7 protein-coding genes and 2 pseudogenes are annotated in these 10688 nt (G+C 69.5%); 4 read left to right on the forward strand and 5 right to left on the reverse strand.

All coding sequences use genetic code 11. The annotated features are described in order from the left end of the window. Nucleotides 1-72: 72 nt before the first annotated feature. Entirely contained in the window at nt 73-1881 is a 1809-nt protein-coding gene (locus tag ACM6LU_RS29035; RefSeq protein WP_414940957.1) for a hypothetical protein, read from the forward strand. A gap of 75 nt (nt 1882-1956) precedes the next feature. Here ACM6LU_RS29035 and ACM6LU_RS29040 read toward each other — a convergent pair whose 3' ends face one another. Continuing rightward, on the reverse strand, nt 1957-3285 hold the full coding sequence (locus ACM6LU_RS29040; RefSeq protein WP_414940958.1) for a PLP-dependent aminotransferase family protein: 1329 nt from the start codon (nt 3283-3285) through the stop codon (nt 1957-1959). A gap of 129 nt (nt 3286-3414) precedes the next feature. On the opposite strand from ACM6LU_RS29040, the pseudogene ACM6LU_RS29045 reads away from it, so the two are divergent. The 3 genes and pseudogenes from ACM6LU_RS29045 to ACM6LU_RS29055 form a co-directional block, all read left to right on the forward strand. Then, nucleotides 3415-4214 (forward strand): annotated as a pseudogene (locus tag ACM6LU_RS29045) (ABC transporter ATP-binding protein); the annotation flags it as partial. Nucleotides 4215-4258: 44 nt separating this feature from the next. After that, nucleotides 4259-4915 carry an O-methyltransferase gene (locus tag ACM6LU_RS29050; protein WP_414940959.1) on the forward strand — a complete coding sequence of 219 codons (657 nt, stop codon included), beginning with the start codon at nt 4259-4261 and terminating at the stop codon, nt 4913-4915. Beyond that, nucleotides 4915-6087 (forward strand): serine hydrolase domain-containing protein, encoded by a 1173-nt coding sequence (locus tag ACM6LU_RS29055; protein ID WP_414940960.1) that lies wholly within the window; start codon nt 4915-4917, stop codon nt 6085-6087. The genes ACM6LU_RS29050 and ACM6LU_RS29055 overlap by 1 nt, the downstream gene beginning before the upstream one ends. 1 nt (nt 6088) lies before the next feature. Here ACM6LU_RS29055 and ACM6LU_RS29060 read toward each other — a convergent pair whose 3' ends face one another. The 4 genes and pseudogenes from ACM6LU_RS29060 to ACM6LU_RS29075 all read right to left on the reverse strand — a co-directional run. Continuing rightward, nucleotides 6089-8029, reverse strand: coding sequence for a transglycosylase domain-containing protein (locus ACM6LU_RS29060; protein WP_414940962.1), 1941 nt, complete (start codon nt 8027-8029; stop codon nt 6089-6091). A gap of 64 nt (nt 8030-8093) precedes the next feature. Continuing rightward, nucleotides 8094-8816, reverse strand: coding sequence for a FadR/GntR family transcriptional regulator (locus ACM6LU_RS29065; protein ID WP_414940963.1), 723 nt, complete (start codon nt 8814-8816; stop codon nt 8094-8096). 90 nt (nt 8817-8906) lie between these two features. Further along, the gene (locus tag ACM6LU_RS29070) at nt 8907-10280 is read right to left on the reverse strand and encodes an L-serine ammonia-lyase (protein WP_414940964.1); all 1374 of its coding nucleotides are present in this window, start codon (nt 10278-10280) and stop codon (nt 8907-8909) included. Nucleotides 10281-10296: 16 nt separating this feature from the next. Continuing rightward, nucleotides 10297-10688 (reverse strand): annotated as a pseudogene (locus ACM6LU_RS29075) (lipoyl synthase); the annotation flags it as partial.

The following is a 10688-nucleotide window of genomic DNA, read 5'->3' on the forward strand; positions in this document are numbered from 1 at the left end:
GCTACCATCGGTTTCCGATACGCCGTGGTCGGCGGGCACGGGCCGAGGTAGGGACGAGCGGGAAGGGGCAGTGTGGACGTCGCCAGTCCCCCGCTGTCGACCGGACCGGACACTGCGGTGGTACGTCCGTCCAGGACAGTGCTGCGGCTTTCCCTGCACGTGACGTGGGTCCTCGCACTCGCCATCGCCACCGAACTCCGGGTGGGGCGCTTCGGTTTCCACCCGTCGGACCAGGGTTTCATCCTCGCCCAGGCGTGGCGGGTCCTGCACGGCGAAGTCCCGCACTCCGACATCATCTCCGCGCGGCCGCTGGGTTCGGCGTACCTGCACGTCGTCGACTTCGTCCTGCCGGGGCCGCTGTTCTTCGTCTCCAGCGTGCTCAGCATGCTGGAGATCATCCTGGCGACCATCGCGTTCGCCGTGCTGGTCACCCGCCGCCGCGTCCGCGACTGGGGACCCGGGCTCACCGGACTGACGGCGGCCGCGTCGCTGCTGAACCTGAACGCTTTCCCGCTGATGGCGTGGCACACGATCGACGGGATCTTCCTGACCGCCTGCGGCGCCTGGGCGCTGGATTCCGGGCTGCGCGGCGAGCTGGCGTGGCCGCGGCGGCTCGGTCTCGTCCTGCTGGGCACCGCGGTGTTCGTCAAGCAGAGTTTCGCGCCGGTGCCGGTGATCGCGCTGTTCTGGTTGCTGCTGCACCCGTCGCTGGCCGACGGCGCGTTCCGCATCGGCCGCTGGTGGGCACGCCTGGCGTGGGACCTGCTGGCGCTGGGTGCCTTTTTGGTTTTCTACCTCGGAATCGTCACACTCGACGGTGGACTCGGCGCGATGGCCGAGCAGCTCACCGGCGGCCTCCCCGCGTACGGCGAACGACTTCTCGGGCTGTGGCTGGAGAATCCCGAATCCCTCTTGCTGCCGCCGGTGCGGGGCTTGACCTTCTTCGCCATCGCGGGCGTGCTGCTGGCTCTGCTCGCGATCTTCCGCGACCGTGCCGGATTCACCGGCGCGATCATCGCGAGGCTGGTGTCACTGGCCGGGGTGGCGGTGGTGGTCGGCACCGTCGTGGATGGACACTTCACCGGCGCGTCGCGCTGGGCGGACGTCCTCTGGTGGATCCTCGGTGTCGCACTGCTGGTGAACTGGGTGGCGAAACGGCGGTTGCCGCGAATGGGCGCGCTGGTCTTCGCGACCGGCTTCATGACGAGTCTGTCCTGGGGGAACGACACCCCGACGCTGTTCACCGGAACGCTGGCGCTGACGGCGATCCTGCTGCTGTCGGACGCGCTGCCGCCGATGCCCGAGCCGCCTCGCCAGGTCGGCCTGGCCGTCGCCGCGGCGATGGGCCTGGTCGCGGTGCTGGCGTCGGGCTGGGCCGTGGTCGCGCACCACGACGAAGCCGCGTACCTCGACATGGCGCACGAGAAGCTGACCGGTGACCTGGGCGCGGTGACGCCGTCGATGCGCGGGATCCGGACGAACCCGGGGACCTTCACCTACATCGCCCAGATCCAGGACTGCGTCACGCGGTTCCCCGCGGGGCGGACGGCGATCCTGCCCGACAACCCGTTCGCCTACCCCGCCTTCGGCCTGCGCAACCCGTTCCCGCTGGAATGGCCGCTGCCGCTGGAGATCGTCGCCGACGCTCCACAGCGGATGCTGTCGACCGCCGACGACCTCAACCGTGACGGTGACTACCTGGTGCTGTTCCAGACGGTGAGCATGCCGACCTTGGCCAAGGGCGGGCCGGTCCCCGCCGAGGTCGCGGGAGACGCGCCGATCTTCGACTACCTCGGGATGGAGAACGCGCTGCGGTCGCGGCTCACCGGGCAGACCGTCACCTGCGGCAGCTTCATCGGCAAGTGGGTCCCACGCCCCTGACCCCCCTGCAATTCGTCCTCTAGTTGCGGTAGTTGGGAATACGAACGACCGCAACTAGAGGACGAATTGCGGGAGTTAGTCGACGCCCGCGTCTTCGGGGCGTCCGGCGGCGAGCCCGGCGAGAACGTCCAGGGCGGCCGAAAGCGTTTCGATCGGCGGAGAGGACACCGCCAGGCGCACGGCGTTCGGGGCGTGGCCGGGGACGATGGCGAACGCGGCCGCCGGGGTGACCGCGATCCCGCGGCGCGCGGCCGCGGCGACGAAGGTTTCGGCACGCCAGTGCTCGGGGAGTTCCCACCAGCAGTGGTACGCCCGCGGATCCGCGCGCAGCGTGAACCCGTCCAGCCGCTCAGCCGTCACCCGCTGGCGTTCCGCGGCGTCGAGGCGTTTCGCCCGTTCGACGGTTTCCAAGGTGCCGCCGGTGATCCACCGGGTGGCGGCTTCGAGGGCGAACCGGGGCGCGACCCAGCCGCCCGAACGCACCGCCGCCGCCAGCCGCTCCGTCCATTCCGGTGGCACGGCGAGGAATCCGGTGGTCAGCCCGGGGGCGAGCCGTTTGGACATGCTGTCGGCGAACACCGTGCGTTCGGGCGCGTAGGTCGCGAACGGACGGATCTCGGGCCGGAGGAACGTGTAGATCCCGTCCTCGATCACCGGGATGTCCATCCGGCGCACGGTTTCCGCCAGCTCGACACGCCGCGTTTCGTCCATTGTGGACCCGAGGGGGTTGTGCAAAGTCGGCTGGACGTACAGCGCGCGGACCGGCGCGGCGGCGTGCGCGGCTTCGAGCGCTTCGGGCATGAGGCCGAGGTCATCGGTCTCGATGGGCACCAACTGGACGCCGAGCCGTCCGGTGAGCGCCTTGACCACGGGGTAGGTGATGGCCTCGACGGCGAGCCGTTCCCCCATCGGCACGAAGGCGGCGATGGCGGCCGCGATGGCCTCGCGACCGCTTCCGGCGAAGAGGACTTCCGGCGACCAGCCGTCCTTCGCGAACAGTCCGGTGACGGCGTCACGCGCCTGCTTCGAACCGGTGACGCTCCCCGGCCGCAGCGCCGCAGTCAGGACGTCGTCACGCAGGAGCGGCTCCAGCGCCTTCCCGACCAGCGCGGATTGCTCCGGGAGGACGGCGAAATTGAGTTCGAGGTCGACCTTCGCGCCGCCCGGCTCGGCGAGCGCGGTCTCCAGCGGTGGCTTCGCGGCGCGGACGAACGTGCCGCGGCCGACTTCACCGACAACGACGCCTCGCCGCACGAGTTCGCCGTAGACCCTGGCGGCGGTCGAGTTCGCGATCCCGCGTTCGCGGGCGAATCGCCGCTGTGGGGGCAGCCTGTCACCCGGCCGAAGCCTGCCCGCCTCGACATCGGCGGAGATCTCGTCCGCGACTATCCGGTAGTCCTCCATGCCTCCCCCTCGATCGCACCGACACCGCTCGCGTGATCGCACTGCGGATGATGCCATCGAACGGGAGACGGGAGCCGACCGCGACCTACGGAACATCACAACGGCGGCCTTCTAGGTAGCCTAACCTGCGTGGAGGCCCTCACCGAGCAAAGCACGACGTCGCGCCTGCACGCGGACGCGCTGACGCTCGTCTACGACGGCCGGACCGTGGCCGAAGACCTCGGGGTGGTCATCGCCGACCGGTCGTTCACCGTCATCGTCGGACCGAACGCCTGCGGCAAGACGACCCTGCTGCGCGCGCCGCGCGGATGCTCGAACCCCGACAGGGTTCGGTGTTCCTCGACGGCCAGGTGATCAGCTCCTTCCCCGCCAAGGAGGTCGCGCGACGGCTCGGCCTGCTGCCGCAGAGTTCGATCGCGCCCGACGGCATCACCGTCGCCGACCTCGTCGCACGCGGCCGGTACCCGCATCAGCGCCTGCTGCGCCAGTGGTCCCGTGAGGACGCCACCGTGGTCTCGGAATCCATGCGCGCCACCGGGGTCGGTGACCTCGCCGAGCGGCTGGTCGACGAACTCTCGGGTGGCCGGCGGCAGCGCGTGTGGATGGCGATGGCGCTCGCGCAGGAGACGGACCTCCTGCTCCTCGACGAACCGACGACCTATCTGGACATCGCGCACCAGATGGACATCCTCGACCTGTGCGCGCGACTGCACCAGGAACAGGGCCGGACGCTGGTCGCGGTGCTGCACGACCTCGACCACGCGGCCCGCTACGCGACGCACATGATCGCGATGCGGGACGGAAAGGTACTGGCGACCGGAGCACCCGAAGAAGTCGTGACCGCCGAAAACGTCGAGAAGATCTTCGAGCTGCCGCGCCGGGTCATGCCGTGCCCCGAAACCGGGACCCCGCTGGTGATCCCGAAGGCGGTCGCCGCGCCGCCTGATCGGAGTAGGTTGGCGGAGGAGGTGCCATGTCACAGCAACTGTGGTCCGAAGTGGACGACTACCTGTCCGGGGTGCTCGTCCCGTCCGATCCCGCCCTCGAAGCCGCGCTGCTGGCGTCGGAGAAGGCCGGGCTGCCCTCGATCGCCGTCGCCCCGAACCAGGGGAAGCTGCTGAACCTGCTGGCCAGGATGATCGGCGCACGGTCGATCCTGGAGATCGGCACGCTCGGCGGGTACAGCACGATCTGGCTCGCACGCGCCCTGCCGCCGCAGGGCAGGCTCGTCACGCTCGAGTTCGACCCGAAGCACGCCGAAGTCGCGCGCGGCAACCTCGACGCGGCCGGGCTCGGCGGGCTGGTCGACGTCCGCGTCGGCAAGGCACTGGACCTGCTGCCGTCGGTCGAAGGACCGATCGACTTGGCGTTCATCGACGCGGACAAGGTCAACAATCCTGGTTATTTCGAAGCGGCGCTGAAGCTCGTCCGGCCCGGCGGCGTGATCGTGGTCGACAACGTCGTCCGCGGTGGCGCGGTGGCCAACGCCGCCAGCGAAGACCCGAACATCCAGGGGATCCGGCGGCTGCACGAGATGATCTCCGCCGAACCACGCGTCGACGCGACGGCTGTCCAGACCGTCGGCGCGAAGGGCTACGACGGGCTGACCATCGCGCTCGTGAAGTCCTGATGGCCCGGTTCGATCCGGCGGCGCTGCGGCGCGCGCACCGCGTGCTGTCCGGCTACGTCGAGCGCGGCGAGGTCCCCGGGCTCGTCTCCCTCGTCGCGGCAGGCGACGAGGTCCACGTGAACGTCTTGGGAGACAAGGCGATCGGCGGCGAGCCGATGGAACGCGACAGTCTCTTCCGGATCAGTTCGATGACCAAACCCGTCACCGCGGTCGCGGCGATGATGCTGGTCGAGGAGTGCCGCCTCCGGCTCGACGAACCGGTCGGCGGGCTGCTGCCCGAACTCGCGGACCGCCGGGTGCTGCGCCGGATCGACGGCCCGCTGGACGACACCGTCCCGGCGGACCGGCCGATCACCCTGCGGGACGTGCTCACCTTCCGGCTGGGATTCGGCATCGTCCTCGCACCGCCGGGAGCGACCCCGATCCAGCGCGCGATCGACGAACTCGAACTGGTCATCGGCCCGCCGAAACCGACGACACCGCTCCATCCGGACGAGTGGCTGCGCCGGTTCGGCACGCTGCCGCTGCTGCACCAGCCCGGCGAGCGGTGGATGTACCAAGTCGGTTCGGAAGTGCTGGCCATCCTGATCGCGCGCGCCGCGGACATGCCCTTCGAGCGGTTCCTCGCCGAACGGATCTTCGAGCCGCTGGGCATGTCCGACACCGCCTTCGTGGTCTCCGCCGGGCAGGCCCACCGGTTCACGACGTCGTATCAAGCGGACGAGGTCACCGGTGAACTGCACGTGTTCGACGCCCCCGACGGCCAGTGGAGCGCACCGGTCCCGTTCCCGTCCGGCGGCGCGGGGCTCGTCTCCACGGCCGACGACTACCTCGCGTTCAGCCGGATGTTGCTGAACAACGGCGAGCGGCTCTTGTCCCCTAGGTCGGTCGCGCTGCTCACGGCCGACCACCTCACCCCGGAGCAGGCGTCGAGCGGCGCACCGCTCCTGGATCACGGCCTCGGCTGGGGGTTCGGGCTCGCCGTCGTCAACCGGGAAGACGGCCTCGCCACCAAGGGCCGCTACGGCTGGGACGGCGGGCTCGGCACGTCCTGGGCGGCGGATCCGGCCACGGGGCTGACCGGGATCCTCCTCACCCAGCGCGCCGACTGGCCCGCCCCGTGGCACGCGCGCGCAGACTTCTGGACGACCACGCAGACCGCGCTCACCTGAGTCACCGAGTCGGTGCCGGAGCCATCCGGGTTTCGACGGGCTCCGGCCACCGCACCGGCATCCCTTGGTGGAAACCGCTCATGAAGCGCTGCCACATCTCGCTCGGGATCGTCTTGCCCGTCAGCTTCTCCCCGGCGGCGTCCCGCATCCGTCGCGGCTGGTCGGAGCCGACCCAGACCGCCGTCGAAAGCTGCGGCGTGTAGCCGACCGCCCAGCCACCCGCGTTGTCGTCGGTTTCGTTGTACTGGAAGTCGCCGGTCTTCATCGCCGCCGGGCGGTCCTTCATCCCGGAGGTCAGCACGCGGCTGACCGTGCCGGCGATCCGGCGGCTCAGCGTCTCGTCGCCGCCGAAAGCGGGCGTCTTGTCCTCAGATCGTTCCCACACGACTTCGCCGTGCTCGTCCCGGATCTTCGACACCAGATGCGGGGTGGCACGCATGCCGTCGGCGGCGAAGGTGGCGTAGGCGCCGGCCATGTCGCTGGGCCGCAGGGGATACCGGCCGACCGCGATTCCCGGGCCGATCAGGAACCCGTCCTTCTCGCGCAGGGTCACTTCGCCGTCGACGGTCTCGGGGATCCCGGCCGCGCGGGCGCCGTTCCGGACCGCTTCCGCGCCGAGTTTCTTCGCCAGGTCGACGAACGGCCCCTGAGCGCCCCGTCCGATCGCCTCGCGCAGCGTGCACTTCCCCGCATCGCCGCACTGCTCCTGGAACGTGAAGGTCTCCCCGAGAAAGTCGACCTGTGCGGGCGGCTTCAGCGGTTCGTCCACGTTGACGCCCCGCTCGAAACCGGCGGCGAGAGTGAACGGCTGGAAGGCCGAACCGGTGCCGTACGGGGTTCCGGCGTAGTCGTGCACGCTCCAGCCGCCGCCGTTGTAGGCGCGGATGGCGCCGGTCCCGGGTTCGACGGCGACCAGCGAGGCGCGGAAGTGCTCCGGCTGCCCCCGCAGTCGCTCCTTGACCACCTTCTCGGCTTCGGCCTGGGCACGCGGATCGATGGTCGTCTCGACCTTCATCGCGCCGCCGCGGAGCCGGTCCAGCGGGTAGCCGACCTGTTCCAGTTCGGCGAGGACCCGCTGCTTGATGTGGTACTGCTCGTAGGTGACGCGACCGGCGCGGGTCTCCGAAGGCGCCTGGATCGCGTCCTCCGGATAGGTCATCGCGACCGCTTCGGCCTGACTGAGGTAACCCCGCGCGACCAGCTTGTTCACCACGTAGGACCAGCGTTTCATGGCGTGCTCGTGGGTGGAGGCGTACGGGTCGTGCACCGAAGGCGACTGGATCATCCCGGCGAGGAAGGCCGCCTCGCTCCAGGTCATCGAGTCGTCGAGCTTGCGGCCGAAGTAGGCGTTCATCGCCGACGCCGGGCCGTAGGTGCCGCGGCCGAACGAGATGATGTTGAGATAGCTCTCGAAGATCTCCTTCTTGGTCTGCTGCTGGGTGATCTTCGTGGCGAGCACCAGTTCGGAGAACTTGCGGGTGAGGGTGGCGTCCTCGTTGCCGGTGGACTTCTTGATGTACTGCTGGGTGATCCCCGAGCCGCCGCCGACGCCGGTCACCAGCGCGCGGCCCAGGCCGGTGAGGTCGAAACCCTCGTTGTCCCAGAAGGTCGGGTCCTCGGTCGCGACGATCGCGTCGCGCAACTTCGCGGGGATGTCGGCGTAGGGCATGAACAACCGGTCGCCGCCGGGCGGGATCACCTTGAGCAGTTCGGAGCCGTCGGCGTTCTGCAGGACGACGGTCTTGTCGAGGTCGGCGAGCACCTCTTGCGGGCTGCGGACGTCGAGCAGAACGTAAGCGATCCCGAACGCGACCACCGGGATACCGATCAGGAGGCCCAGCGACCAGGCGGCGATGCGGCGCCACCTGCGCTTTTTCCCCTTCGGTTCCGGGGTGGCCGTGGGTTCCGACTCGGGTGCGGTCTCGTCATCCGGGTTCTCCACGCCAGGTAAGACGCCCGAACGAGTGAAAAGGTTGTGGGAAAATCACCGAATCCCGGGCCCTGGGTCAGGCGAGGAAGGCGCGAAGCAGCGAAGCGGTGCCTTCGACGTGCTCGGTCATCACCCGGCGGGCCGCCTCGGAGTCACCGGCGAGGATCGCGTCGACGATGGCCTCGTGCTGGGCGTTCGAGTGCTCCAGGTTCGGTTCGAGCAGCGGGATCGTGTCGAGCAGCTGGTTGACCCGCATCCGCGCGTCGGCCATCGCCGTGGTCAGCGAGCCGGACGCGGTGACCTCGGCGATCGCCAGGTGCAGCCGCGAATCCTTGCGCCGGTAGTCGCCGACGTCGGCAGCGGCGGCCTCGGCGAGCGTGCTGGTCAGGTGCTGCCGGTCGGCCGGGGTGAGGGAACGCGACGCCGCCATCTCGGCGGCGCCGGTTTCCAGGACGTGCCGCAGGCCGAGCGCGTCCTCCAGGGTGGCGTTGTCGATCTTCCGCCCGTCGGCGGCGGGCGGATCGGGCAGGACGCCGTTGACGAACGTGCCGCCGTAGCGACCCCGCCGCGACTCGACGTATCCGGCGTCGGCCAGCGCGCGGATCGCTTCCCGCAGCGTCACCCGGCTGACGCCGAGCCGCTCGGCGAGTTCCCGTTCCGAAGGCAGTCGCTCCCCCGCGCCCACCACTCCGAGCCGGATCGCCTGGAGCAGCCTTTCGACGGTCTCCTCGAAGGCGTTGCCCGCGCGCACCGGGCGGAACAGCGCGTCACCCGCGTTCGCGACCGTGCTCGACTCCACCCTTCGAGTTTAGGCCGCCCGCAAGTCGTCCTCTGGTTGCGGTACTTGCACACGCATGTACCGCAACAAGAGGACGACTTGCGGGGGGTGTCAGCACTCGATGACGTTGACGGCCAGGCCGCCGCGCGCGGTCTCCTTGTACTTCACGCTCATGTCGGCACCGGTCTCGCGCATGGTCTTGATCGCCTTGTCCAGCGTCACGACGTGCGAACCGTCGCCGCGCATCGCCATCCGCGCGGCATGGATCGCCTTCGACGCGCCGACGGCGTTGCGCTCGATGCACGGGATCTGCACCAGCCCGCCGACCGGGTCGCAGGTGAGCCCCAGGTGGTGCTCGACGCCGATCTCGGCGGCGTTCTCCACCTGCGCCGGTGAACCGCCGAGGACCTCGGTGAGCGCGGCGGCGGCCATCGCGCTGGCCGAACCGACCTCGCCCTGGCAGCCGACCTCGGCACCGGAGATCGAGCCCGTCTGCTTGAGGATCGAGCCGATCGCGCCCGCGGTGAGCATGAACGTCACGATGCCGTCGTCCGACGAACCCCGGATGAACCGCTGGTAGTAGTGCAGGACCGCGGGGATGATCCCGGCGGCGCCGTTGGTCGGCGCGGTGACGACGCGGCCACCCGCGGCGTTCTCCTCGTTGACCGCCAGCGCGTACAGGCTCACCCAGTCCATGGCGTACAGCGGATCGCCGACGCCGTCTTCGGCGAGCAGCTTCTCGTGCAGCGCCTTCGCCCGGCGCGGCACCTTCAGCCCGCCAGGCAGGACACCTTCGTGCTCGCAGCCGTTGAGCACGCACTCCACCATGACCTGCCAGATCTCCAGCAAGCCTTCGCGGACCTCCTCGCGCGTACGCCAGGAGAGCTCGTTGCGCAGCATGATCTCGCTGATCGGCAGCCCGGTGTCCTCGCAGTGCTTCAGCAGGTCCGCGCCGGTGCGGAACGGGAACTCCAGCCGCGTCGAGTCCTCGACGACGACAGTGTCGGTCTCGTAGGACTCGTCGCGCACGAAGCCACCACCGACGGAGTAGTAGGTGCGCTCGCGCAGCACCTTCCCGTCGGCGTCGAACGCGCGGAAGATCATGCCGTTCGGGTGCGCCGGCAACGACTTCCGCCGGTGCATCGTCAGGTCGGTGTCCTCGGTGAACACGATTTCGTGCTCGCCGCGCACCTTCAGCAGGCACGATTCCCGGATCTCGGCGATCTTGCCGGGCACCGTGTCGGTGTCGATCTCCTCCGGACGCTCCCCGGACAGCCCGAGCAGCACGGCCTTGTCGCTGCCGTGCCCGAATCCGGTCGCGCCGAGCGAACCGAACAGTTCGGCTTGGACCCGAGTCGTGGCGGCCAGGTCACCGTCGTCGGCGAGACCGTCCACAAAGGTCAGTGCGGCGCGCATCGGACCCACCGTATGGGAGCTGGAGGGGCCGATGCCGATCGAAAACAGGTCGAAGACGCTGATCGCCATTGATCTGCCCTCCTTCCTATCTGGCCAGCAGTGAGCTGGCTTCTTGGGCGGCGGGGCCTTCGGCGGCGAGGTGGGCCAAGTTCTCCGACAATGCTTCACCGCGGTGAGCCTTCGTCTGCGCGAACAGACGCCCGGCCCGATACGACGACCGGACCAACGGCCCGGCCATCACACCAGCGAAACCCAACGCCCCAGCGGCATTGGAATGCTCAACGAACTCCTCCGGCTTCACCCACCGATCCACCGGATGATGCCGCGGCGAAGGCCGCAAATACTGAGTGATCGTCAAAATCTCACACCCCGCCTCCACCAGATCCCGCATCGCCGGCGCCACCTCCTCCGGAGTCTCACCCATACCCAAGATCAAGTTCGACTTCGTCACCAAACCAGCCGCACGAGCCCGCGAAA

This window comes from Amycolatopsis sp. cmx-11-51, from assembly GCF_047608665.1.
GTDB lineage: Bacteria > Actinomycetota > Actinomycetes > Mycobacteriales > Pseudonocardiaceae > Amycolatopsis.